Source organism: Ruegeria sp. AM5, from assembly GCF_056540645.1.
In genome coordinates, this window is record NZ_JBQFXC010000002.1 from 18,613 (window position 1) to 42,890 (window position 24,278).

A 24,278-nucleotide genomic window follows, 5' to 3' on the forward strand; every position below is an offset into this window, starting at 1 on the left:
ATGGTCGATGTGACGGTGCGGGGCGCAGGAATATTTGGCCTCTCCATCGCCTGGACCTGCGCACGGCGCGGCGCGAAGGTTCAGATCGTTGACCCATTTGGTCCGGGCGCGGGGTCCAGTGGAGGGCTTGTTGGCGCGCTGGCCCCACATGTGCCCGAAAACTGGAACACCAAAAAGGCGTTCCAGTTTGAAAGTTTAATCATGGCTGAACCGTTCTGGAAACAGGTCGAGGCCACCGGTGGTGTGTCGCCCGGCTACGCACGTCTTGGGCGTCTGCAACCCATACCAGACGCACGCGGTTTGGAGTTGGCCCAAGCGCGTGAACAAACAGCTGCAACACTCTGGCAGGGTCAGGCTGATTGGCGCGTCCGGTTGGTGGATCAGATTGGTGCCTGGTGCCCACCCAGCCCGACGGGATATGTCGTCCACGATACGCTAAGCGCGCGCATGCACCCAAGGCGTGCCTGCGCGGCGCTGGTGGCCGCGCTTGCCGTAATGGGAGTAGAAGTTACCGCCGAAGCGCCCGACAAGGGACAAGTCGTACACGTCACTGGACTTGCGGGTCTGCAAGAGCTCAGCAAGGCGTTTGGCAAAACAATCGGTAACGGCGTGAAAGGACAGGCGGCGTTGCTGCGATTTGATGCGGGCGACGTACCACAGTTGTTTGCCGATGCTGTTCACATCGTGCCTCATGCCGATGGTACGCTGGCCATTGGCTCGACATCAGAACGCGAATACGACGATCCGACCAGCACAGATGCCGCTCTGGACGATGTACTGGACCGCGCCATGCGTGCCGTGCCGGTCCTGCACGGGGCGGAAGTGATCGAACGCTGGGCCGGTGTCCGCCCCCGCAGCAAAAGCCGCGCGCCGATGCTGGGCGCGCATCCCCTGCGCAAAGGGCAGTTTATCGCCAATGGGGGATTCAAGATCGGTTTTGGTATGGCACCGAAGGTGGCCGAGGTCATGGCCGAGTTGATGCTGGAAGGGCGCGATAGAATCCCGCAGGATTTTCTGCCCGAAGCTTCACTCTGATTGCGGTATTGCCTTGGCTGACATGCATTGTCGGCCTCCGGGTCCACGCACCCAAAACTCCTGACCGTCCCTACACAGGGTCGCCGTTTCGAAATTCATCAGCGGCGACGATGCGCGAAACGTAAACTCCGCCAGAGGCCCCATCAGATCAGTAGCGAACAACATGAGGGATTGGGCCAGCAGAGGCCCGTGGACAACCAGCCCGGCATAGCCTTCCACGTCGCGCGCATACTCAAGATCGTAATGGATCCGGTGTCCGTTGAACGTTAGCGCCGAATAGCGGAACAGCAGGGTTGTATCAAATTCAACAATGCGGTGATCCAACTCATCCGTTCGGGCCATCGGAACTTGTGGAGCCGGTGCGTTTGATGAGGGATCTTCTCGATAAACCAGATCCTGCCATTCGGTCACGCTCAGCGCGCCCTTTTGCCAAATCTCGTGACGCAGGGTGACAAATGCCAACGGTCCGCTACGTCCTGTCTTTGCCACGGCGCTTTCTCTGACCGTCCGACGCTCGGCTGCGACCCCTGCCACAAAGGGCTGATGAAACTGCAGTCGCCCACCTGCCCACATGCGCCTTGGTAGTCCCATATCGGGGATCAGACCTTGGCCTACCCGCGGATGTCCATCACGCCCAAGATCGCTCGGCACATGCGGCGACCAGAAATAGAGCTGATGAAAGAAGGGAGGGAGTACTGAGCCTGCCTCAATCGTCGGTTCCTGCCCCAATGCTACCTGCAGTGCAGCCGCTCGGGCAGGATCTACGACATCGGCCTGAGTCTCTATCTGGTCTTGATCCTTCATCCGCATAACCTAGAAGTTGCGGTACAGACCGGCAAGCAAAGAGGATTAAAACCCGGCCTCTGCCCGCAGCTTCTGCATCAGGTTATGCAGCGTATGCTCGTAGCGGTCGTTAGACAGCCGCCCGTCTGCATCAAATTCATTCGAGCTGTCCGCCAAGTGAAGCTCGGGACCTTGCAGAATGCGTGGCTGAAAGGGAACCATGAAGGACCGCAAGATCATTTGCGCCCGTTCACCCCCGGCCCGGCCCGCAGCGGCGGACATGACGGCGAGCGGTTTATCCATCCAAGGCTTGCCCTTCGTCCGGCTGACCCAGTCCAGCGCGTTTTTTAGAACACCCGAAGGCCCTTTGTTGTATTCCGGGGTTGATATGATCACCGCGTGGGCCTGGGCAATCTGATCGGCCAAAACCTGCACGGCTTCAGGTATGCCTTCGCCAACTTCGAGATCGCCGTCATAAAGCGGCAGATTGAGATCAGCCTCAATGAACGTGCCGGGTTCGAACAGGCGTGCAGCTTCGCGCAGCAATTTACGGTTGGTCGCATCCTGCCGTAGCGAGCCGGAAAGGCCAAGAAGGATCGGTTGGGACATGGGGAAACTCCGCTTTGGTGTTTCCCCTTAGTTATCCCGAGACACCATCGAACCAAAGGCCCGATGACGCGCAGTCATTGTGCGCGAGACGCGTGATCAGGTGTTGTCGCTGGGAACTACCACAATCTCGACCCGCCGGTTCTGGGCTTTCCCCTCGGGTGTCAGGTTCGATGCGATCGGGTTGTTTTCACCTTGCCCGACAGTAGTGATACGGGCGTAGCTGACACCATTGGCCTGCAGAATATCAGCCACCGCATTGGCGCGGCGTTCAGACAGTCCGAGGTTGTAGGACGCCTCTCCGTCACTGTCAGTATGACCGATAATCTGGACATTCGAATTCGGGTAGTTAACCAAATTCTGCCCCACCTTCACCAAATCGGCACGCAAGGCCGGGCGCACGGTGGAACTGTCGGTGTCGAAGGTGATGTCATTCGGAACCGTGACGATTAAGCGATCCCCCGCGTTGACGATCGTTATGCCGTCATTCGCCAGCTGTTGCCGCAACTCAGCCGCCTGCCGATCAAGCTGATTGCCGATCACGCCACCACCTGCGGCACCGATGGCCCCACCGGCCAATGCACCCAGCAGCGGGTCGGAATCATTGGCAATCGCACCCACGCCCGCGCCAATCAGACCACCCAGCAACGCGCCTTGTTTGGCATTCTGATTGGGATCGTTTTGCACGCTGAGAGTGCCCGGGTCGGTACACGCCCCCAAAAACAGGGCTGAACACAGTCCAACCGTCAGTACACATTTGGAAATCGTCATTGCATCACCTTCTGCTCACGTACCCGTTCACCGGGTTTGTTTCGTTACGCTTAGTATAACACAGTGAGAACAATGGGCCTCAAGCAACAATTGAGTGAAATAGGCGAATACCCGCCATTCAGGCCACCCCTGCGGAGTTATCCCAGGTGTTCTGCTCTTGCCAGATTGCACGCAGTAGTTCCCCTTGCCCGCAGAAATGATCCTCGGTCAGTTCGCATGCCCAGATCCGATCTGTGCGGAAATGGCGAAACCCGTTTCGCAGCTCACACCACGCGGCCAGCATAGTGCATTCTATGTGGTAGATCAGGGCGACGGGCCGCACCGTGCGTTCGGTACGTTCGCCTTCTGAATTCACGTAGGTGATGCGTATTTTGCGTTCAGCCCGGATCGCTTCGCGGTAGTTTACGACCGGCACACAGCCCTTTTCCGGATCATCCATCGGCGCGCCCCAAGGCGCAACCTGAAGCCAGTTAGCTGGCGCGCGCAGGGCTTCGATCTTACGACACACCCGGTCAGCGGCCTGTTGCAGGGTACTGTCACCAGTGCGGGCCAGCATCGACAGGCCCACCCACAGGGCCTCAACCTCTTCCGCATCGAAATTCAATGGCGGCAGGTCATAGCCGCGCCTCATCAGATAGCCAACACCCGCTTCGCCTTCGATTGGCGTACGCTGGGCCTGCAACGCGGCAATATCGCGGTAGACGGTGCGCACCGAAACCTCGAGCTTGGCGGCCAACGCATCGGCCGTCACGGGCGCTTCAGCAGCACGCAAGATCTGAATGATTTCGAACAGACGTGTCGATCGGCGCATCCGGGTCTCCTAAAGATCTGCTGACAACTTAGCACACCCCCCTGACAAGGTGGTGTCAGGAGTGTTGGGCGAAGATTGGGCAATTGCAATTCAGGAGAGTGACTATGCCCTACCTCGACAATCACGTCATGATGACCTTGAAACTGGATCGCTGGTCCCAAGGTCACGTTTTGCGCGGATTCGAAATCGAACGTGAAATTGCTGCCGCACGGGAACGCCAAGTTATACGCCCGGTCAAACGCACCCGGCGGTTTTCGCTGGGAAACCTGAAGATGCTTTGGACCAGTAACGCCTAGAATCAGAATTCGGCTGGCGCGCGAAATTTCATCGACACCCCGCCTTCGGGATTTTTGAGGCGCAGTTCTTCCGAATGAAGCATCAACCGCGGGAAGTCGCGCGCCGCGCCATCGGCATAAAACGGATCACCCAAGATAGGATGCCCCAGCGCCTGCATATGAACCCGCAACTGGTGCGATCGTCCGGTCTTGGGAGACAGGCGAACACGCGTTGTCTCGCCCTCGTATTTAACCACGCGCCAATCCGTAACAGCAGGCTTGCCGGTGTCGTGACAGACCATCTGACGGGGGCGATTGGGCCAATCGACGATCAGCGGCAGATCAACCGTTCCCGTTTTTGGTTCTACCCGCCCCCATACGCGCGCGACATAAGTTTTGCGGGTCTGGCGATTTTCGAACTGTAGCCCCAGATGCCGCTGGGCATGCGGCGTCTGTGCAAACACCATTACACCGGATGTATCCCGATCCAACCGATGCACCAGCAACGCTTGTGGAAACGCAACTTGCACGCGAGTTAGCAGACAATCAGCAAGATGCGCGCCCCGCCCCGGCACCGATAACAATCCCGCCGGCTTGTTCACCACGATCAATTGCGTGTCTTCAAACAGCACATCCAGAGGAGAGTTTGGGGGATCATAGGTTTCGCTCATGCGCGCTTGCCTATCTCAGGCGGCCCCCTCCCGCAACGTCGTCCTTGCGTGAGTGAAAAGGTTCAGCAACTCTTTGGTCAACAAGAGGGAAGACGGTATGCACCCGACGATCAAACGAATGCAAGAAGTAGTGGCCAAGGGCGATGAAGGCCTGATCCAAGAGTTGCTGGCCGAAGATGTTCGGTTTTCACCACCCACTTACTACAGCACCTGGACCGGGCGTGAACCTGTTGCAGCGGTTCTGGGTCATGTGGGTCAGGTGTTTTCCGAATTTCAGTATCGTCGGATCATGGGCGACGGCGACGATTGGGCATTGGAGTTTCAATGCAAAGTCGGTGCCTTGGACGCCGTGGGTGTAGACTTGATCACGCTGAACGCAGACGGGCTTATCCAGGAATTTGAGGTCGTCATACGTCCTTACAAGACCGTCGGAGCCTTGCGCGAAGCCATGATGGCACGAGTCATGAAAGATGCGCGCTTTCTAAAGTTCAAAGATGCGCTGAGCTAACGGTTCCTTTGCCTGTTGCCGCCGATCAGATTCTCAGAATTCCGCTTTTGCCTATTCTGGCCATTCAGGGGTTCGCGGTAAGACGCAATGCGCAATTTCTGCCAGAACCGACTGGTCCCCGCCAAGGGTGTGCAGGGCGCGGGCCCAGACTGCGCTTGTTGATCACCGGGGACAGCTCGGCCGCTGGCGTTGGGGCGGGCACACAAGGCCAGGCGCTATCCGGGCAACTGGTCGGCCAATTGGCAAAGCGTTATACCGTGGAATGGCGGCTTGAGGCGGCCACCGGGCATACCACTCAAAACACAATTGAGCAGCTGCAAGGGCTTTTCGAACAGTTTGATGTGGCCATAACGGCGCTGGGTGTGAACGACGTGACCCGAGCGGTAAGCAGACAAAGCTTTGAGGACCGACAAACCCGGCTATTGGATCTTCTGACCGGGCCGATGAAGGCCAGGCGGGTGATCGTGTCTGCGGTTCCTCAGATGGCGCGTTTTCCCGCTCTGCCTCAGCCGCTCGCCTGGTTTTTGGGGCAGCAGGCTGCAAGGCTGGATCACGGCTTGCAGAAGGTGGCTGCAGCATATCCGCAAGTTTCACATCTGGCGCTGAACCTGCCCGATGACCCGGCGCTCGCCGCGCCGGACGGATATCATCCAAGCCCCAAGGCCTATGCAATCTGGGCGGAACAGCTTGCCCAGCTCATTCGCTAGGCCTGAGACCGTATTTGCCGGATCATCGGGATCGAATACACAATCAACCCGGCCCAGATCAGGGGGAACGCGATCAATCTTGCCTGATCAATACGCTCTCCGAACAACGTGATCGCGGTGATAAAAATCATCGTGGGCGCGATGTACTGCAGGATACCCATCGTCGACAGACGCACCAGTTTGGCCCCATTGGCATAAAGCAGCAACGGAATTGCAGTCACCAGCCCCGCGCCCGCAAGCAGCGCAGTGTCTGACACGGCTGCTCCAAAATGCCCGGCACCACTTGTTCCAAGCCAGGTGACGTAGGCCACGGCGGGTATCAGTAGAATCAGGACTTCCAACAAAAACCCTTGGTTGGGCCCAATTGGGAGTGAGCGCTTGAAGAACGCATAAAACCCCCAACTGAACATCAGGCCCAAAGCCGCCCAGGGTAAGCTTCCCGCCTGAAACACCAGCACCAACACCCCCAAAGCGGCCAACCCGACCGCAACCAACTGTGTTCGGTTCAGAGGTTCGCGCAGCAATATCGCACCCAACGCAATGCTGAACAAAGGGTTGATGTAATAGCCCAAAGCCGCGTCCAGCGCATGCCCCGATGAAATCGCCCAGACATAAATCGCCCAGTTCACCGAGATCAGCGCCGCTGTAATTGCCGCCATACCCAACATTTTGGGATTGCGAAGTGCAGTTTTCAGATCGCCGGTCCGCCCGAGCGCTATCAGCAGCAGCCCGGCCACCGGCACCGACCAGATCACCCGATGCGCAACTACCTCGATCGGGCCGATATGCTCCATTGCTTTCATGTAAAGTGGCAGGAAGCCCCAAAGCACATAGGCCATCACAGCCAACGCCAGCCCTTTGGGCGTATCGGTATTGTTTGGTGGTACGCGGGTGTCTGCCACAGCGAGTCTCCGACTGATACCGTGTTTCTCTACGGCAAATCAGATGGGCTTGGGAACTATCAAAACTGTGAAGCAGGGCATCAAAGTTTCTGATAGGTCGCGCGTTCTGCAGCCAACCTATATGCGAAGCGCTGTCTCACGCTCATGGATATTGTTGGCCAGATGAGCAGGTGATCCCTTGTTCATCTGGCCACAAATACTCTCGCGCGCGTCGCCCGGTACGGACGGTGGAGCAGAGCCTACCCCTGTCGATGTTTTCTAGACTTTGACCCGCTCGGATTTCGGATCATACATCGGTTTCAACGCCGCCTCTGCCTGGACTTTCACACCACAGACATCGATCTCATAGGTCGAGGCCAGCACGTCTGCAGGCTTTTCGCCCTCGCAGGGCACATAGCCCAGACCAATGGCACCACCCAGCGTGTGACCATAATTGCCCGAGCTAAGGTAACCTACATATTCACCATCGCGCACGATTGGTTCGTTGTGGAACAACAGTGGTTCGCGATCAGTCAGTCTAAACTGGACAAGCCGGTTCTTGGGCCCGCTTTCCTTCCGGGCCATCACCGCCTCGCGACCGATGAAATCGCTGCCTTTGTCCACTTTGACGGCAAATCCCAATCCCGCGTCGACCACGTGATCCTCGCAGGTGATGTCATGACCGAAATGGCGAAAACCCTTCTCGATCCGGCAACTGTCCATCATGTGCATGCCGCAGAGTTTCAGGCCCATATCTTGTCCGGCTTCGTGCAGCGCCTCAAAAACATGACCTGCCATGTCGGACGACACATAGATCTCCCACCCTAGCTCACCCACATAGGTCACCCTGTGGGCGCGAGCGAGACCCATACCGATCTCAATCTGTTGTGCTGTGCCAAAGGGGTTAGTCCTGTTCGAGAAATCAGCGGGCGAAACCTTTTCAAGCAATGCACGCGCATTCGGCCCCATGACGGCCAAAACGCCCTCGCCAGCGGTGACATCGGTGATAACAACACTGAAGCCGCCTGCATGACGCATCATCCAGGTCTGATCCGCCAACCGGGTCGCCGCGGGGGTGACGACCAGGTAGGCGGTCTCAGTCAACCGTGTGACCGTGACATCTGCTTCGATCCCACCGCTACGGTTCAGAAATTGGGTGTAGACGATCTTGCCATTGGGCACTGAATAATCGCCGCCGCCGATATAGTTCATGAATTTCTCGGCATCCGGCCCTTCGACGCGGATTTTGCCGAAGGACGACATGTCATACATGCCTACATTTTCGCGCACGGCACGGTGTTCGGCAGCCGAATTCTCGAACCAGTTCTGCCGTTTCCAGCTGTATTGATACTCTCGTTCCTGCCCTTCGTTGGCAAACCAATTGGCGCGCTCCCACCCAGCCAATTCGCCCATCACGGCACCCTGTTCGATCAGGTGATGGTGAAACGGTGTCCGGCGCACACCGCGCGCGGTGGTCTTTTGGCGATAGGGATAGTGGTCGGCATAAAGCAGGCCGAGCGTCTCTTTCGAACGCTCAAAGAGATACTGCTTGTTGCCCTGAAACGGCTGCATGCGACTGATGTCAACATCGCCCAGATCGAACGGTTTCTCGCCCGAGTCCATCCACTCGGCCAGTGCCATACCAGCACCACCCGCCGACTGAATACCGATCGAGTTGAACCCCGCAGCGACCCAAACGTTATCCATCTCGGGGGCGAGTCCCAAGTGATAGGCATCATCCGGCGTAAAGGATTCGGGGCCGTTAAAGAAGGTGTGAATCCCCGCCTCGGCCAACATCGGCATCCGATTGCAGGCCGCTTCGAGTATTGGTTCAAAGTGATCGAAATCCTCTGGCAACTGGTCGAATTCGAAACTGTCGGGGATGCCGTTCATCGCCCAGGGTTTTGCATTTGGCTCAAACGCGCCCAGCAGGATTTTGCCGGCATCCTCTTTGTAGTAGGCACATTCATCCGGTACGCGCAGCACCGGCAGTTGGGTCAGCCCGTCGATCCCTTCGGTCACGATATAGAAATGTTCGCAGGCGTGAAGCGGCACGTTCACACCTGCCATCTTACCAACCTCGTGGCCCCACATGCCCGCACAGTTCACCACCATGTCGCATTCGATATGGCCCGAGGAACTGCCATCGTCCGCACTCCAGTCCACGCCGGTGACTTTACGACCCTGCTTGACGATGTCGGTGACTTTCACACGTTCTTTGACGACGCCACCGCGCTGACGCGCACCTTTAGCCAAAGCCAGAGCGATATTCGCTGGATCACCCTGCCCGTCCAAAGGCAAATAAACCGCCCCCTTGACCCCTTCGAGGTTGAGATGGGGATACAGCTCTTGCACACGATCATTGCCGATCTCTTCGACCTCAACCCCGAAAGCACGTGCCATGGCGGCCTGACGATAGATCTCTTCCTTGCGCTCTTCAGTCAGCGCCACCGTGATCGATCCGCAACGCTTGAACCCTGTGGCAACGCCAGTTTCTTCCTCAAGTGCGCCATATAGTTCCTGACTGTACTTAGCCAGCTTGGTCATGTTTGCGGTCGCGCGCAGCTGCGCAATCAGACCTGCAGCATGCCATGTGGTGCCGCTGGTCAGTTGCTTGCGCTCAAGCAGCACAACATCGGTCCACCCTTTCTTGGTAAGGTGATACGCGACCGAGCATCCGATGACGCCGCCGCCGATGATGACCACACGGGCCTTGGTGGGAAGATCAACCATCCTGATGTCTCCGCTGTCTCAGGTTTTTTGCAAAATGCCATGAAGGATCGACAAAAAAAGCGTCAAAAACGTCATCTCAATCGCGAAAATCACCTATATTCTGCACGTCTTTTTCGACGTCTCAGAACAAACGGAGTGACGCCAAAGACGCTTTTGTAAACGGATGAGAATCCGTTTGGAAAGCCGCACACCAAGCCGATTTCCCGCACGCTCATCGTTGTGTTCAAAAGCAGGTTGTTGGCTTTGGCCAAGCGCATTTCTCGGTAGAATCCGTTTGGAGTGGTTGCGAAAGTTGCCTTGAACTTGCGCTCAAGCGATCTGTTCGACACGTGTAACATGTCAACGATCTGATTGATCGGTAACGGTTCTTCGATATTCGCCTGCATCAGCTTGATACATTGATCCAGCTTTGCGTCACCTGTGGCTGTATTCCGAGCGCCCGAAAACGGCTGCATGGATGAGAAATCGCGGATGTTCTCGTGCAGCATGATATCCGCAACTGTCATCTTGGCGGCACCCGATATGTGCCGCCCAATCACCGCCAGTGCCACATCCGTCGTTGCCTCCATTCCTGCGCAGGTGACCACCGAACCCTGTTCGGTCGCAATTGAAAGCTTGGCCTCAAAACGCGCGCCACGTTCGCGTAAGAAAGAGGCATTTTCCCAATGGGTTGCCATATGATCAGCGCCGTTTTCGTCGATGTACCTGCTTGCTGCTTCGGCCAGCAAAAAGACCTGGGCTCCCCGGTACGTATAGTCGGGCACGACGCGACCTAAAGAAAGCTCTGGCTGATCCGGATCCGAGTTTCCGATCACAAACAGATAATCCGCATCGGGCTGCGCAGGTATGGTTTCGGTCGACACCGTCGCGCAACTGCTGCTTTCAACAGGTCCCCCCTTTCGGGACCGGTATGTGAATGTGAACGGAGGATGCGCGCATACCCGGTTGGCCAGGCGCAACACATCGACCAACGAGGCCAATTCAAGCAACACGAAACCGGGTGCAACCAGAATATCGAAATGCTGCTGATCCCGTTCTTTTCGCCGTTCAGATTTGTTGCGGATCGACATGAGGCACACTCAAACAATTGTGTGCCCGGCCGCGCGCAAACTGTCGGCAAGGGTTTCGATGTGATCTGGCCCAACTTCGCAGCAACCGCCAACGATCGTCGCGCCCTGCGCCACCCAGCCCATGGCATGCTGCGCATAGGCGTCAGGGTCTAGGTCATGACGGCATTCCAGAGAGTCAACCGTCGGGGCTTCCTTCAAAAAACCGTCTTTGATACCAGTAAAGCCATTGGCATAAGCGCCGAACGGGCGACCCAGCTTTGCGATGATCTCCAGTGCAGCCGGAATCGCTTCCGGGCGCGCGCAGTTGATCAAAACGGCCTCGGGGGCGTAACGCGCAACAAGCGGGGCGATGTCCTCCAGCGCTTCGCCTGACCGCAATCGCGTGCCGTCATCATCCATAACCGACAATGCCAGCCAGACGGGTTTGCCGCAATTCTCGGTACCGCGAAGCGCACCTTCGGCTTCCAGAACCGAGGACACGGTTTCGATCAGGAACAGATCAACCCGGTCTGCCATCAGTTGAGCCAGCTCGGCAAATTTTTCAGCCGCATCGTCTGGGTCGGGGTTCAGATCGGGCCGGTAGCTGGCCAAAAGCGGACCAAGCGCACCAGCGATACGACCGTCAGTTCCCGCGCAAGCCTGCTCGGCCCGCGAAAGAGCAGCCTCGATCAGACGTGGCATCTGGTCTTCGATCCCCTCACGCACCAGCCGCGAGCGGTGAATGGCATAGGTATTCGTGGTGGCAATCGTCGCGCCACTGCGGAAATAGGCCGCGTGAACTTCGGTCAGCAAGTCAGGTTTGTCGATCATCACCCGCGTTGACCACAAAGGCGTGGGCTGGTCACCGCTGCGTTTCACCAGTTCCTGCCCGATCGAACCATCTAAAAGCGTAATGTCAGCCATCTACCCCCCTTTCACGGTATTAATACCAGTTTCCCGGGCAAGGTCTTGGACATAAAATCCTCTTGCGCCTGAACAATGTCACGCAACGGGTAGGTTTTTGAGACCAAAGGCCTGATCCGACCTGCATTCATCAGCACAACAAGTCGGCCAAAGACTTCGGGAGGCTGATGGGTGCAGCCATGGATTGTGATGTCGCGCAGATAGATGTCTCGCAAATCGGCGCTGACGATGGGGCCAGCGATTGCACCTGACACCGCATAGTGCCCGCCGGGTTTCAGCGCCAGTATGAGATCGGGCCAAGCCGAGCCGCCCACCACATCGATGACGACATCGAACAAATCCTTCGGCAGTTGCGCATCCCGGTCAAAGGTTGCCGACGCCCCCTGCGCTTTGACCACATCCGCCTTGGCAGCACTTGTCACCCCCCAGACCGTCGCTCCTCGTAGCGCCGCGAGCTGGACCGCGGCGAGGCCCACACCGCCTGAAGCCCCTGTGATCAGCACTGTGTGGCCTGCCGACACACCAGCGCGAGTCAGCAGGTTTTCTGCGGTCCCAAACGCGCAGGGAATAGCGGCGATTTCCACGTCTGATAGGGGCGAGGCGGTCACATCATAGAGATCATTGCTATCGACCAGACAGTATTGGGCAAACGCTCCGTCGATTTCTGAACCAAGCGCGACAAAACCATGCGGTCTACCCGGCCCCGGGCGTGGCAAGTTGATAGGACAGGTCACGCGTTGGCCGGGCTTGAACGCTGCCCCCGGTCCAGCCTCTTCAACAATCCCACACAGATCACCGCCTTGGATGCGGGGAAAGTGCAGCGCACCTCCCCACCCGCCGGCCTCAACCTGCTGATCTACCGCATCCGTCGCTTCTGTAACATCCGGCGAGTACCAGCCGATCCGCGTGTTGATGTCGGTGTTGTTCACCCCGGCAGCGGCGACGCGCACCAGAACCTGCCCTGGACCGGGGGTCGGAACGGGGACGCTTTCCCGCCATTCCAACACCTCAGGACCTCCATGGCCAGTCAGATATACGCCTTCCATCTGCCGGGTCATATCAGCGCCTTTCTGTCGTAGGGGTCAGGCCCTCAACCGTTCATTTGCAGGATCCCAGAGCGGCTGATCCTCCTGAACAACAGCACGACATTTCTGACCGTAGATTTCAACCTCTAGCTCAGTTCCCGGGACAGCCTGGTCTGCGCGCACCATGCCCAGCGCGACCGAGGCACCAATGCGATACCCCCACGCACCCGATGTGGTTTCACCCACGATCTCATCACCGCTCCAGATGCAGGACATGTAAGGCGCATCGACCTCACCTGCGTCCACGATCAGAGTGACAAAGGACTTTTTAACGCCTTGCTGTTTTTCGTTCTGAATGGCTGGTTTGCCAACAAAATCCTGCGGTTTATCGAGCTTGACAAAGCGCCCCAAACCACCTTCCAGCAGAGAGTAATCCGTGCTTAGGTCGCCTTTCCACGCGCGATAGCCTTTCTCGATCCGCAGCGAATTCAATGCATACATGCCAAAGGGTTTCGCTCCAGCGGCCAGCACAGCTTCGTAGATGGCGGGCATCGCATCATTTTCAGCATGGATTTCCCAACCCAACTCACCCGCGAAAGATACACGGATCAGGAAGGCATCCTGCCCGGCCACTTTGGCGAATTGGTGGGTCAGCCACCCTTGCTGCAAATCTGCATCGGTGATGCCAGACAATACATTCCGCGTCATGGGTCCGGTCACGATCAGTGTGTCGCGCTCGGTTGTGGTTTCCCGAACGGTCACACCTTCGGGCACCGAATTGCGGATCAAATCACCATCGTGCCACTGTGCCGTGGCAGCAGTGATTAGGACGAAATTGTTCTCAGCCAGACGGATACAGGACAGCTCGGTCAGAATGCGCCCTCTTTCATCCGAGACATAGATCAGATTCATGCGCCCTGCTTTAGGGATACCTCCGGTACAGAAGCCACGCAGCCAGTCATCCGCCCCCTCGCCTTGTATCCAGAACCGCGAGAAGCCCGGCAGATCCAGCACCCCGCAGTGATCGCGCACGGCTTCGCATTCTTCTTTGACCCGTTGCTCCCAAGGGCCCGAACGTCCCCAGGTATGGGTGGCTTCCAGTGACGTGTCATCGCCGGTTTGCGCAAACCAGTTTGCGCGTTCCCAGCCGTTGTACGCGCCCATGACACCGCCCAATTCCTTGACCTTGGCGTGCACAGGCGAGACCTTCTTGTCGCGTGCGGCAGGCCATTCGTGATGTGGGAAATGCATGGCGTATTCGTTGCCGTAGACTTCCATCCCTTTCTGATTGCAGTAGTCCTGATCGGTGTAGTCGGTGTAACGACGCGGATCGACGGCCCACATATCCCATTCGGTGTGACCATCGACGATCCATTCGGCCAGAACTTTGCCTGCACCACCACCTTGGGCGATACCGAAAGTGAAGGTATGAGCCTCGAACGCGTTTGTCACACCCGGCATCGGGCCAATCAACGGCAGACCATCTGGCGCATAGGGGATCGGGCCATTGATGACGCGACCAACGCCCGAGGTTGCCATCAGCGGAACCCGTTCCATCGCATCGGTGACGATATCCTCGATCCGGTCCAGATCATCGTTCCACAGTTGGAAGCTGAAATCCTCGGGCATCGGGTCATCCTCGGTCATCCAGTGGCCCTTGCAATTGGGCTCATAAGGGCCGAGGTTGAAGCCGTTCTTCTCCTGCCGCAGGTAGTACGAGATATCGACATCGCGCAGCAGCGGCAGCTTCTTGCCACCATTTTCTTTCGACCACGCTTCGATTTCGGGAACTTCGTCAGTCAGCAGATACTGATGGCTCATGACCATGGCCGGGACGGTTCGGCCGCCAAAGGGTTTGAACCATTCCCCTACGCGCTGCGCATAGTAACCGGCGGCGTTCACCACATAATCGCAGGCAATATCACCCTTTTCGGTATGCACGGTCCATGTGCCGTCGTCCTGCTGTGTCACACCGGTTGCCGGGCAGAACCGGATAATCTTTTGCCCCATATCCCGCGCTCCCTTGGCCAGAGCCTGAGTCAGCTGCGCCGGGTCAATGTCACCATCGGTCGGGTCATACAGAACGCCTTCAAGATCATGGGTCTCCAGGAAAGGATAGCGTTCCTTGGCCTCTTCCGGAGTCCACATCTCCATCGGGATGCCTTGATATCGGCCCATGGACATGGCCCGTTCGAATTCCTGCATCCGCTCCTTGCTGTGCGCCAGACGAATTGACCCGGAAACGTGGTAGTTCATCGGATAGTCGACCTCGTCCGCGAGGCGCGAATACAGTTCGGTCGAATAGCGCTGCATGTTCATGATCGCCCACGAAGTCGAAAACGTCGGAACGTTACCCGCCGCGTGCCATGTCGAGCCTGCGGTCAGTTCGTTCTTTTCCAGCAGAACACAATCCGTCCAGCCCTTCTTGGCCAGATGATACAGCGATGAACAGCCCACAACGCCGCCGCCGATGATGACCACACGGGCCTTGGTTGGAAAATCACTCATGTGTTTGGTTCCCTATTAGTGTGCCCGCTGGGGCAGGTCGTCTTTGATGTCATAGTAATCGCCCTTGTCCGCAACGAAGATGTGCTGGGCGAGTTTCAACCCGGTCGGCTCATCCAATGAGCCCACGGAAATTGCGATCGTGTCCTCGTCATTGTGCTGCCAGAAGAGGAACGAGCCACAAGCGCGGCAAAATCCGCGCTTGGCAATGTCAGAGGCGCGATACCAGCCCAGCGTTTCGCTGGTGGTAAAGCTGAGATTGTCCTGTTGCGTAACGGTCGAGGCCCACAGGTGACCCGACTGTTTGCGACACTGCCCGCAATGGCAGGCATTTGGTGGCGTGAGGTCTCCGTCAACAATAAAAGCGACCGCGCCGCACAGGCAGGAACCGGTATGCATGTCTTTATCCCCTCGCTGTCGGCGTCGAACTGGCACCCAGCAAAACGCCATAAATGATGAAACAGGTCGCCATCACGCGGCGTACCCAGATATTGAACACCGCCCCCAACGCAGCCTTGCCCATCAGCGCCCCCAGCGAGGTGAACCCGGTATAGCTGAGCGTCGTGATGACCAGTGCCGTCGGCATGATCACCGCCATCTGCTGCCAGATGGGTACATTCGGCTGCACAAATTGCGAAAACGCCGCAAGGTATCCGGCGACGCTTTTGGGGTTGATCGTGGCAACAGCCAACGCGTGAAAGTAAACATGCCGCGCCGGACGCTCTGACGCCGGAGCGGGTTTCGCTGCGTTCATCCAACCGCGAATGCCCATCCAGATCAGAAACCCGGCCCCGATCAGCTTGGCGACAAAGAAACCTGTTGGCGACGCGGCAATCAACGCAGTGATCCCCACTGCCGAGAGGATCAGGAACGCACTTGCCTGCGTTAGAATAGCCAGTACACCCAGCATAGCTTTTGGGAATGGCAGGCTCATCCCATTTGAGATGCAATTAACCGCATTCGGCCCCGGGGTGGTCACGAACACCACCCAGAACAAAGCGAATATGGTCCAGGCCTCGAAACTCATCAGTACACCGGCGGGGCGATAACCCAGATGGCCACAGCGGGCTCATCAAAGGGGTTGGACCAAGTGTAGGGCTCGTGCTTGATCCGGAAGCTATCGCCGGGGCCGACCTGAAAGCGGCGCGAGCCGATCGTCAGTTCCAGACGGCCTGAAACCATATAGCCGACTTCCTGCGTCGGCCGGTTTGCCGGGGTCTGCATCTGCGAATGCGGCTCAAAGGTCGAATGCACCATCTCGAAATCGTCGGTCAGGTCAGGCGAAAGCAGTTCTTCGATCAACCCTTCTTCGCCAGAGCCCATCGGGCGACGGGACCCTGCCCGCACAATATACCCTTGCTCATCCACCGGCGCAGCGGAATGGGCAAACAGCATCGACATCGGCACACCCAGACATTCGGCAATCTGGCGTAGATCCGAAATCGACGGCTCGGACATGTCACGCTCGACCTGGCTGAGCCAGCCAACGGACCGATCCAATCGGTTGGCGATCTCAGTCAGAGTCAGCCCGCGCGCCTTGCGCAGTGCGCGCAGATCGGCACCGAGGGATGCGCTATGAGGGGCTTGCGAATTCAAGTTGCGCTCCGAGTCTGCGTGAAATTTTCTGTTACTTTTTCACGGTGCCTCGAATCGGTGAAATTTCCAAGCATTTTTTCACTTGGGTCTGCAAATTTAGTTGGCTATGCACGGTCCATGTGGATTGCCGTAATCTATCTTTGGGCCATTAATGCCCTGACTTTGATGGCGTTTGGCTGGGATAAGCTGCGCGCGCGCCGTAGAAGGCGACGCATCCCCGAGCGGCGCTTGTTATGGTTGGCGGCACTAGGTGGCAGCTTGGCCGCGCTACTGGGGCGCTGGATCTTCGGGCACAAGACCCGCAAGCGCGGTTTCTCGGCTTGGCTATACACGATCACAGCGTTTCAGGCTGGGCTTTGCTATCTGATTATGTCCCGAGATCTTGGCGCATTTTTGCGATAGGTCGGAACCCTCTAACGCGCAAATACATCCGTTAGAATAGCACCAAGTGCGGTCGCATCATCTTTGGTAAACGCGTCGGGCTGGTCGCTGTCGATATCAAAGACAGCGATCACGTTACCATTCGCATCCCGCACCGGTAGAACCAACTCGGACCGAGTGGATGACGCACAAGCGATATGGCCGGGGAAAGCATCTACATCCGAAACCAATTGCACTTGCCCTGAACGGGCAGCCGCACCACACACACCGCGTTCAAAAGGGATTACTAGGCAGCCATGCCCCCCCTGATAAGGCCCGATCTTTAGCACTTCGGGCTCAGTTACGCGGTAAAATCCCGTCCAGTCGAATCGGTCGTCCGAGTGATGCACTTCGCATGCCACCGTAGCCATCAGTGCAACCTCGTCGGTTTCACTGTCGGTCAAGGCGGCTATGGTTTTGGAGAGTGTGTCGTAGTCGGCTTTCATGTTGGTAGACCTTGCATCCGGGGAACTGCGGGCGCTGCCGCCAATTCCCCGAGTATTTGCAAAAAGACAAAGCGTCAAACGCGTTCTATTGCGATGGCCGTCCCTTCTCCGCCGCCAATGCAGATTGCAGCGACACCGCGCTTGAGATTTCGCTTTTCCAGCGCATTGAGCAGCGTGACCATAATCCGAGCCCCCGAGGCACCTATCGGGTGGCCAAGCGCACATGCGCCGCCATTCACATTCACGATCTCACGGGACAAGCCCATTTCGTGCATGAAGGCCATCGGTACCACGGCGAAGGCTTCGTTAACCTCCCACAAATCGACATCCTCTTTTTTCCAACCGATACGATCCAACAATTTCTGCGCTGCCGGAACCGGAGCAGTTGTGAACAGCCCCGGTGCCTGCGCGTGACTGGCGTGGCCAAGAATTCGTGCGCGCACGGTCAGGCCCTGCTGTTCTGCTGCCTTTGCCGAGGCAAGCACAAGGGCGGCTGCGCCATCCGAGATCGAAGAAGAATTGGCTGCCGTAACCGTTCCATCCTTGCGAAAGGCTGGTTTCAGTGTGGGTATCTTCTCGGGCCGCGCCGATTTGGGTTGCTCATCCGCGTCCAGCACAACCTCGCCTTTACGAGTCTGAATCTTGACCTGTGTAATTTCCTGGTCGAACGCATTATTTTCCTGCGCGGACAGCGCGTTCGAAAGCGATCGCAGGGCGTATTCGTCCTGCGCCTCGCGCGTGAACTGATAGGATTCGGCACAGTCCTCGGCAAACGTGCCCATAAGCCGACCTTTGTCATAGGCGTCTTCGAGCCCGTCCAGAAACATGTGATCGACGACCTGCCCATGTCCGATCCGGGCGCCACCGCGCATCTTGGGCAGCAGATAGGGCGCGTTGGTCATGCTCTCCATCCCGCCAGCGACCATGGTCTGAGTATGGCCCAAAGCGATCTGATCAAACGCGATCATTGCGGCCTTCATGCCTGAACCGCACATTTTGTTGAGCGTTGTGGCAGGTACATCTTCTCCCAGACCGGCGGCAAACCCAGCCTGACGCGCCGGGGCCTGTCCCTGGCCGGCAGGCAGGACGCAGCCCATCAGCACCTCATCCACGGTCCGAGTGCCAGCACCCTCCAGCGCTGCGCGGATAGCAGCACCGCCCAGATCAGCAGCGGCGACGCCGTCAAACATGCCCTGAAAACCGCCCATTGGTGTACGCGCGGCACCTGCTATCACAACCTCGTTCATCCGAAATCTCCTTGAACTTTCCAGCCTATGGATACCGAATGGTAAGAATTACCGTCTAGCGTATTTCTACCATCATTTTGCATTGCCAAAGGCGGACGAACATGGGGCTCAGCAGCGAGATCACCGGCGAGACACAGATAATATCCGTTCATTGTGATCGAATTGATGCCGCGATGGCGATTCAATTCAAGGAAGATATGCGCGCGGAAACCCAAACCCCTGCCAAACGGGTGGTGTTGGATTTGTCTTCTGTCGAATTCATCGACTCCAGCGGTCTGGGCGCCATTGTCGCCTCGATGAAACAATTGGAAAAAGGGCGCAGATTGGATCTGGCCGGCTTGCGCCCGATCGTTGAAAAAGTGTTCCGCCTGACCCGCATGGACACCGTGTTCAGACTGTTCAAATCGCTGGATGAGGCGATCGGCGCAGGTGCAGACTGACGACCGGCAGAGGTGGAACAGCGTGTGCTCGAATTGCAAACAAAACTGCCTGGAGGTGAGCTTTCCCGCGACACAAGTGCAGGCCAGCGCAGGGATCGCGGCGTTAAGCGCACGGCTGGCGGCGCAGGGATTGCCGGAAAGCAAAGCAGATGACGTAAGAATCGCGCTGACGGAAGCGATCAACAACGTGGTCGAACACGCCTATGCCGGGGTGGCCGCCGCTGACGTTCAAATCGATTGCTCATTATGTGCAAAGAAGCTGGTGATTCAGATCACCGATACCGGCGACCCGATGCCTGAATTGCGGATACCGAGCGGCACTCCACCATCTGTCGACACTGCTTTGCAGGACCTGCCCGAGGGCGGCTTTGGCTGGCACCTGATTCATCAACTTGCCAGCGACATACAATATGAACGCAAAAGCGGCGGGAACCTGCTCTGCTTGCGGTTCGACTTCGACCAGATGCCCTAGCAGGCATCAAATGGCCACAATAAGGCCTAGATCGAACCATTGTCGCGCCGCAAACAAAGGTCATAAGTAAGGGGTAGCTCAGATAGCTTCCCTCGGCGCCTAGCGTCACAGCCCCCACCCAGTGAGCGGCGCCGAGGACCTCCTTCCTCTGATAGCATTGGACAATTCCCAGCTGCGGCTTAGTGTCTGCGTGTTTGCAGAAGGAAAGACCCATGCGCGATTTTCACAAGACAGGCCGTTCTGAAGTTTTGGCAACCGAAGGGATGTGCGCAACGTCCCATCCGTTGGCCGCCAAAATCGCGCTGGATATTCTGCAGCAGGGCGGCAATGCCATGGACGCAGCCATTGCAGGCGCAGTGCTTCTGGGAATTTGCGAGCCGCAAATGACCGGCTTGGGCGGAGATTGCTTTGTTCTGTACAATCGCGCAGGCGAGCAGACTGTTCGCGCACTAAACGGTTCGGGTCGGGCCGCGGCATCAGCGGATGCACAGGCATTGCGGGATCGCGGTTTAAATTCGGTTCCCGTGACCAGCCCGGATGCCGTGACAATTCCCGGAGCGGTTGAGGCATTCTGCCGTCTAGCAAAAACCGAAGGTCGGCTGGGCCTGGAAGCAATCCTGCAACCCGCAATCCATTATGCCGAGTCAGGTGTTCCGGTGGCTCCACGCGTTGCCTTTGATTGGATGAACAGCGCGTCCACCCTGCAAGGCGCGGCTCGTGATCATTATCTGATTGACGGCAAACCCTTGCAAACCGGGCAGGTTTTTCGCGCCCCCGGTCAGGCAGAAGTCCTTCGGCGCATTGCCCAACACGGTCAAAAGGCATTTTATTCTGGTGAGATTGCCGATGACATGCTTGCGGCCCTTTCCGATCTGGGTGGAGTACAGACTGCGCAGGATTTCGCGGCCGTGCAAAGCGATGAAACTGTGCCCGTCAGCGGAGATTATGGCGGTGTCGAACTGGTCGAGCACCCACCGAATGGTCAGGGCGCGACGGCAATCCTGTTGCTGAATATCTTGAAGCACTTCGATCTGGCCGCAATGGACCCTTGGGGGGCTGAACGCGTACATATCGAAGCCGAGGCCAGCAAACTGGCCTACGACGCACGCAATCGTTTCATCGCCGATCCCGACCACAGCACGCGGATGGCTCATTTTCTTGCACCTGAGACAGCCGCCCAACTTGCCGCGCTGATCAATCCGAAACGCGCCGTGGCTGCCGCCGCTCCATTGACCGAGTCTGTTCACAAAGACACCGTCTATATCACCGTGGTTGACCGGGATCGCATGGCCGTTTCACTTATTTATTCGATCTACCACGGGTTCGGGTCGGGCATCGCTTCGGAAAAGTTCGGCATTTTGCTGCAGAATCGGGGTGCTGGTTTCAACCTCGAACCCGGTCATCCAAATGAGCTTGCCGGTGGAAAGCGACCAATGCACACAATCATACCGGGAATGTTGCGCGCCCAAGGCCGCATCGCGATGCCCTTTGGTGTCATGGGAGGTGCCTATCAACCAACCGGACACGCGCGGTTAGTGTCAAATCTCACGGATTTCGACATAGAGCTGCAGGAAGCCATCGATGCGCCTCGGGCATTTGCAGATGGGGGTGTTCTGAAAATTGAGCGAGGCTATTCCGATGCCGTTCTGCAACAATTATCCGATATGGGGCACACTGTCCAAATACCGGAAACGTCTCTGGGTGGTGCGCAAGCCATTCGAATCTGTTCAAACGGAGTTCTGGAAGGTGCTAGCGATCCCCGTAAAGATGGTTGCGCATTAGGCTACTGACACACGCCATTATGACGGACATATTCAGTTCAACTGAAAGTGCAGCGGATAAGATCCATCCTGAAACGGGCCGAACATGTTGGGGATATCGGGATGGTCTACCGGCTCACCCGATTGGTCCTCAACCAGATTTTGTTCTGAAACATAAGCGACATAGAAGGATTGATCATTCTCAGCCAGCAAATGATAGAACGGCTGATCCTTCAGCGGGCGACTGTCTTCAGGAATGGCCTGATACCATTCCTCCGAGTTCGAGAATTCCGGATCGACATCAAAAATAACCCCTCGAAAAGGGTGTCTACGGTGTCGAACCACCTGTCCCAGGCGGTACTTGGCTTGTGTCTTTAGCATTGTTTCGGCCCCCAAAGCATTTAGTACATCTTTTCGGGCAGAAAAGCCAACCAATGAGCTGAAATTCGGGGAAACAGTCTGTGAACCTACTCCTAACAGTGTTCGAAATCGTTGCCCCGGTGTTCCTTCTGGCCGGGATCGGGTTTGCGTGGGTCAAGCTCGGCTTCGAGTATCGGTTACAATTTGTCACGCGGTTTGCGGTGACGCTTGCAGTGCCCAGCCTGATCTTCGTAGCTTTGATGCAAACCGACATTCCTGGCGGTGAATTGACCGTTTTCACGCTCGCTGCGATTGCATCACATGTTGCTTTGGCGGTGGTTTTCTGGGTCATTGTACGTGCCTCAGGGCTTGAGCAGCGGACCTATCTGTCACCTCTTATCTTCGGTAACACTGGGAATCTGGGCCTGCCTTTGTGCATCTTTGCCTTTGGGCAGGCTGGGTTGGGTTTCGCGGTGATCTTTTTGGCCGTTACGGCTCTGTTTTCTTTTACCTACGGTATCTATCTGGTCGCGGGGCGCGGCGCCTTTGGCAAGGTTCTGCGCGAGCCGATGGTCTGGGCCACGCTGCTGGGGGCATTGTTTCTGTGGCGTGGATGGCAGACGCCACTGTTTCTAACCAACACGCTGGAACTGTTGGGCCAGATGGCGGTGCCTATAATGCTGATCACCCTTGGGGTCGCGATTGCACGCCTGACAACACAGAAGCTGCAACAGGCTATATGGTTGTCCCTGCTGAAACTCGCGGTGTGCTTCGGGTTGGGCTGGGCTCTTGCCATCAGTTTTGGACTGGGTCCTGTAGCCTTCGGAGTTCTGGTTTTGCAAATGTGTGCGCCGGTCGCCGTCACCTCATACCTGCTGGCAGAGCGGTTTGATGTGGATTCCGACGCGGTTGCAGGCATGGTCATGGTCTCGACAGTATTGTCGGTCGCCGCATTACCGATAATTCTCGCTATTATTCTGTAACGATTGTGATTTCCTCAGAGCTCAATCTGCGCTAGAATAAAGAAAAAAGGCACGAGGCACATGAGCAGAATTCTTTTCGTACTCTTCGGGGTGCTGCTTTTGGCATCCTGTGGTGGCGGGTCCAAACAGCCACCGAGCAGACTGAATGACGCGTGCAGCATTGCGCGCGAAAAACCCGATTATATCAAGGCTTTCAAAAGCACCGAGCGCAAATGGGGTGTCCCCGTTCACGTTCAGATGGCCACGATTTACCAAGAAAGCCGTTATCGCGCAGATGCGCGCACACCGCACAAATACGTGCTGGGCGTCATCCCGATGGGTCGCCAAAGCAGTGCTTACGGCTATGGTCAGGCACTTGATGGCACGTGGGAGCAGTATCAACGCGAAACCGGCAAACGCCGCGCCAAGCGGGATCGCATCCGTGATGCGTCGGATTTCATTGGCTGGTACATGAACAAAAGCTATGAGCGGAACGGGATTCATCCCACCGACGCGCGTAACCAATACCTGGCCTATCACGAAGGGCAAACCGGCTACGCGCGCGGCAGCTACAACAGCAAATCTTGGCTGTTGAACGTTGCGAATGATGTAGACGCCCGAGCGCAACTGTATCAGGCGCAGCTGGCGAACTGCCGTTACTAAACAAACCCTGTCAGGTCAGCGATCGTCTGACCTGATACGGGTTTTGCTTGAAAACACGCTGGAATCGAGGTTTCCGCCTTCAGTCAACGGCCCCAGCAGTACGGTCGTTTGACTTCCAGCGTTATCGTGGATCACCCATTTGCGCAGCTCAACCGGATTGGATGTAAACATTAACTCGATCCGCCCGCTTTCCGGGTTCTTGGGGTCCTGAGCCGTCACAACCGTGGCGGTCCCGTCAAAATCGTGCCCAACAACCATATTGGCTTGCCCCAGATTGACATTCCGCGCCAACACCAGTGACAGCGGTGTGCGTTTCAGCGGGTACTGTTCGGGCGGCTGATTGGATTTCGGGTCAAAGATCTGCACCGTCCCCGACCGCGCCAAAACTACCGCGCTGTTGGGCGGATCATATTCGAACCGCATTTTTCCGGGCCGCTCGAGCCACAGCTTACCGGTGCTAAGCGATCCGTCATCATTCACCTGCGTGAATGTGGTCTGAACCGTCTTCATCTGGTTCAGGTAGTTAGAGATTTGCGACAGTGGCAGCTTTTCAGCCGCCCACGCGGCGGGCGCAGCCAGTGTCAGAGCAAGGGCAAAAGCAATCTGTTTCATAGGACCCAGATAGGCG

The 24,278-nt window shown here is 57.1% G+C and carries 28 protein-coding genes; 10 read left to right on the top strand and 18 right to left on the bottom strand.

All coding sequences use genetic code 11. The features are described from left to right. Positions 1 to 1,035, top strand: coding sequence for an NAD(P)/FAD-dependent oxidoreductase (locus ACR0AH_RS05965; protein WP_480590879.1), 1,035 nt, complete (start codon positions 1 to 3; stop codon positions 1,033 to 1,035). On the opposite strand, the gene ACR0AH_RS05970 is transcribed toward ACR0AH_RS05965, so the two are convergent. The 4 genes from ACR0AH_RS05970 to ACR0AH_RS05985 form a co-directional block, all read right to left on the bottom strand. Then, a complete protein-coding gene (locus tag ACR0AH_RS05970; protein ID WP_170732506.1) occupies positions 1,027 to 1,839 on the bottom strand; it encodes an HTD2 family dehydratase in 813 nt (270 codons plus the stop codon). The two genes, ACR0AH_RS05965 and ACR0AH_RS05970, sit on opposite strands and share 9 nt — an antisense overlap. 45 nt (positions 1,840 to 1,884) lie before the next feature. Then, complete coding sequence (locus ACR0AH_RS05975; RefSeq protein ID WP_170646722.1) at positions 1,885 to 2,427, bottom strand: NAD(P)H-dependent oxidoreductase; 543 nt, start codon at positions 2,425 to 2,427, stop codon at positions 1,885 to 1,887. A 96-nt stretch (positions 2,428 to 2,523) separates the two neighbouring features. Beyond that, on the bottom strand, positions 2,524 to 3,195 hold the full coding sequence (locus tag ACR0AH_RS05980) for a YiaD family glycine zipper/OmpA-like lipoprotein (RefSeq protein WP_170398755.1): 672 nt from the start codon (positions 3,193 to 3,195) through the stop codon (positions 2,524 to 2,526). 118 nt (positions 3,196 to 3,313) lie between these two features. Next, entirely contained in the window at positions 3,314 to 4,006 is a 693-nt protein-coding gene (locus ACR0AH_RS05985) for a helix-turn-helix transcriptional regulator (protein WP_170732507.1), read from the bottom strand. Between the two features lie 104 nt (positions 4,007 to 4,110). Here ACR0AH_RS05985 and ACR0AH_RS05990 point away from each other — a divergent pair, with 104 nt between their 5' ends. Then, complete coding sequence (locus tag ACR0AH_RS05990; protein ID WP_170732509.1) at positions 4,111 to 4,302, top strand: hypothetical protein; 192 nt, start codon at positions 4,111 to 4,113, stop codon at positions 4,300 to 4,302. A gap of 2 nt (positions 4,303 to 4,304) precedes the next feature. Here ACR0AH_RS05990 and ACR0AH_RS05995 read toward each other — a convergent pair whose 3' ends face one another. Continuing rightward, the gene (locus ACR0AH_RS05995) at positions 4,305 to 4,952 is read right to left on the bottom strand and encodes an RluA family pseudouridine synthase (RefSeq protein ID WP_170625796.1); all 648 of its coding nucleotides are present in this window, start codon (positions 4,950 to 4,952) and stop codon (positions 4,305 to 4,307) included. Between the two features lie 97 nt (positions 4,953 to 5,049). On the opposite strand from ACR0AH_RS05995, the gene ACR0AH_RS06000 reads away from it, so the two are divergent. After that, complete coding sequence (locus tag ACR0AH_RS06000; RefSeq protein ID WP_480590882.1) at positions 5,050 to 5,460, top strand: nuclear transport factor 2 family protein; 411 nt, start codon at positions 5,050 to 5,052, stop codon at positions 5,458 to 5,460. 47 nt (positions 5,461 to 5,507) lie between these two features. Next, the gene (locus ACR0AH_RS06005) at positions 5,508 to 6,167 is read left to right on the top strand and encodes an SGNH/GDSL hydrolase family protein (protein WP_170732510.1); all 660 of its coding nucleotides are present in this window, start codon (positions 5,508 to 5,510) and stop codon (positions 6,165 to 6,167) included. On the opposite strand, the gene rarD is transcribed toward ACR0AH_RS06005, so the two are convergent. The 9 genes from rarD to ACR0AH_RS06050 form a co-directional block, all read right to left on the bottom strand. Beyond that, a complete protein-coding gene (rarD, locus tag ACR0AH_RS06010) occupies positions 6,164 to 7,069 on the bottom strand; it encodes an EamA family transporter RarD (RefSeq protein ID WP_480590884.1) in 906 nt (301 codons plus the stop codon). The two genes, ACR0AH_RS06005 and rarD, sit on opposite strands and share 4 nt — an antisense overlap. A gap of 258 nt (positions 7,070 to 7,327) precedes the next feature. Beyond that, a complete protein-coding gene (locus tag ACR0AH_RS06015; RefSeq protein ID WP_480590886.1) occupies positions 7,328 to 9,781 on the bottom strand; it encodes a GcvT family protein in 2,454 nt (817 codons plus the stop codon). Between the two features lie 89 nt (positions 9,782 to 9,870). Further along, on the bottom strand, positions 9,871 to 10,851 hold the full coding sequence (locus tag ACR0AH_RS06020) for a GlxA family transcriptional regulator (RefSeq protein WP_480590888.1): 981 nt from the start codon (positions 10,849 to 10,851) through the stop codon (positions 9,871 to 9,873). A 9-nt stretch (positions 10,852 to 10,860) separates the two neighbouring features. Continuing rightward, positions 10,861 to 11,754 carry a homocysteine S-methyltransferase family protein gene (locus tag ACR0AH_RS06025; RefSeq protein ID WP_480590890.1) on the bottom strand — a complete coding sequence of 298 codons (894 nt, stop codon included), beginning with the start codon at positions 11,752 to 11,754 and terminating at the stop codon, positions 10,861 to 10,863. An 11-nt stretch (positions 11,755 to 11,765) separates the two neighbouring features. Then, positions 11,766 to 12,812 (bottom strand): alcohol dehydrogenase family protein, encoded by a 1,047-nt coding sequence (locus ACR0AH_RS06030; RefSeq protein ID WP_480590892.1) that lies wholly within the window; start codon positions 12,810 to 12,812, stop codon positions 11,766 to 11,768. 24 nt (positions 12,813 to 12,836) lie between these two features. Continuing rightward, positions 12,837 to 15,287, bottom strand: coding sequence for a GcvT family protein (locus ACR0AH_RS06035; protein ID WP_480590894.1), 2,451 nt, complete (start codon positions 15,285 to 15,287; stop codon positions 12,837 to 12,839). A 15-nt stretch (positions 15,288 to 15,302) separates the two neighbouring features. Next, a complete protein-coding gene (locus tag ACR0AH_RS06040; protein WP_170596812.1) occupies positions 15,303 to 15,683 on the bottom strand; it encodes a GFA family protein in 381 nt (126 codons plus the stop codon). Between the two features lie 4 nt (positions 15,684 to 15,687). Then, entirely contained in the window at positions 15,688 to 16,311 is a 624-nt protein-coding gene (locus ACR0AH_RS06045) for a LysE family translocator (protein ID WP_170646731.1), read from the bottom strand. After that, a complete protein-coding gene (locus tag ACR0AH_RS06050) occupies positions 16,311 to 16,880 on the bottom strand; it encodes a helix-turn-helix domain-containing protein (RefSeq protein WP_170732514.1) in 570 nt (189 codons plus the stop codon). Before ACR0AH_RS06050 ends, ACR0AH_RS06045 begins: the two co-directional genes overlap by 1 nt. A gap of 117 nt (positions 16,881 to 16,997) precedes the next feature. Between ACR0AH_RS06050 and ACR0AH_RS06055 the strand changes: the two genes are divergently transcribed. Continuing rightward, entirely contained in the window at positions 16,998 to 17,282 is a 285-nt protein-coding gene (locus ACR0AH_RS06055; protein WP_170406651.1) for a DUF1294 domain-containing protein, read from the top strand. Positions 17,283 to 17,293: 11 nt separating this feature from the next. Here ACR0AH_RS06055 and ACR0AH_RS06060 read toward each other — a convergent pair whose 3' ends face one another. Continuing rightward, a complete protein-coding gene (locus ACR0AH_RS06060) occupies positions 17,294 to 17,746 on the bottom strand; it encodes a GAF domain-containing protein (RefSeq protein ID WP_170732515.1) in 453 nt (150 codons plus the stop codon). 74 nt (positions 17,747 to 17,820) lie between these two features. Beyond that, positions 17,821 to 18,993, bottom strand: a complete 1,173-nt coding sequence (locus tag ACR0AH_RS06065) for a thiolase family protein (RefSeq protein WP_480590896.1) — start codon at positions 18,991 to 18,993, stop codon at positions 17,821 to 17,823. A 101-nt stretch (positions 18,994 to 19,094) separates the two neighbouring features. Between ACR0AH_RS06065 and ACR0AH_RS06070 the strand changes: the two genes are divergently transcribed. From ACR0AH_RS06070 to ggt, 3 genes are all read left to right on the top strand, one after another. Continuing rightward, positions 19,095 to 19,433 (top strand): STAS domain-containing protein, encoded by a 339-nt coding sequence (locus tag ACR0AH_RS06070; RefSeq protein WP_480590898.1) that lies wholly within the window; start codon positions 19,095 to 19,097, stop codon positions 19,431 to 19,433. Between the two features lie 55 nt (positions 19,434 to 19,488). Then, positions 19,489 to 19,905 (top strand): ATP-binding protein, encoded by a 417-nt coding sequence (locus tag ACR0AH_RS06075; protein ID WP_480590900.1) that lies wholly within the window; start codon positions 19,489 to 19,491, stop codon positions 19,903 to 19,905. Between the two features lie 212 nt (positions 19,906 to 20,117). After that, the gene (gene ggt, locus ACR0AH_RS06080; RefSeq protein WP_480590902.1) at positions 20,118 to 21,695 is read left to right on the top strand and encodes a gamma-glutamyltransferase; all 1,578 of its coding nucleotides are present in this window, start codon (positions 20,118 to 20,120) and stop codon (positions 21,693 to 21,695) included. Between the two features lie 24 nt (positions 21,696 to 21,719). Here ggt and hspQ read toward each other — a convergent pair whose 3' ends face one another. Next, positions 21,720 to 22,046 carry a heat shock protein HspQ gene (hspQ, locus tag ACR0AH_RS06085; protein WP_170398818.1) on the bottom strand — a complete coding sequence of 109 codons (327 nt, stop codon included), beginning with the start codon at positions 22,044 to 22,046 and terminating at the stop codon, positions 21,720 to 21,722. A gap of 80 nt (positions 22,047 to 22,126) precedes the next feature. Here hspQ and ACR0AH_RS06090 point away from each other — a divergent pair, with 80 nt between their 5' ends. Both ACR0AH_RS06090 and ACR0AH_RS06095 read left to right on the top strand, forming a co-directional pair. Continuing rightward, positions 22,127 to 23,008, top strand: a complete 882-nt coding sequence (locus tag ACR0AH_RS06090) for an AEC family transporter (RefSeq protein ID WP_480590904.1) — start codon at positions 22,127 to 22,129, stop codon at positions 23,006 to 23,008. 60 nt (positions 23,009 to 23,068) lie between these two features. Continuing rightward, positions 23,069 to 23,650, top strand: coding sequence for a transglycosylase SLT domain-containing protein (locus tag ACR0AH_RS06095; protein WP_170425842.1), 582 nt, complete (start codon positions 23,069 to 23,071; stop codon positions 23,648 to 23,650). Positions 23,651 to 23,665: 15 nt separating this feature from the next. Here ACR0AH_RS06095 and ACR0AH_RS06100 read toward each other — a convergent pair whose 3' ends face one another. Next, positions 23,666 to 24,262 carry a LolA family protein gene (locus ACR0AH_RS06100; RefSeq protein ID WP_170398828.1) on the bottom strand — a complete coding sequence of 199 codons (597 nt, stop codon included), beginning with the start codon at positions 24,260 to 24,262 and terminating at the stop codon, positions 23,666 to 23,668. Positions 24,263 to 24,278 lie beyond the last annotated feature (16 nt).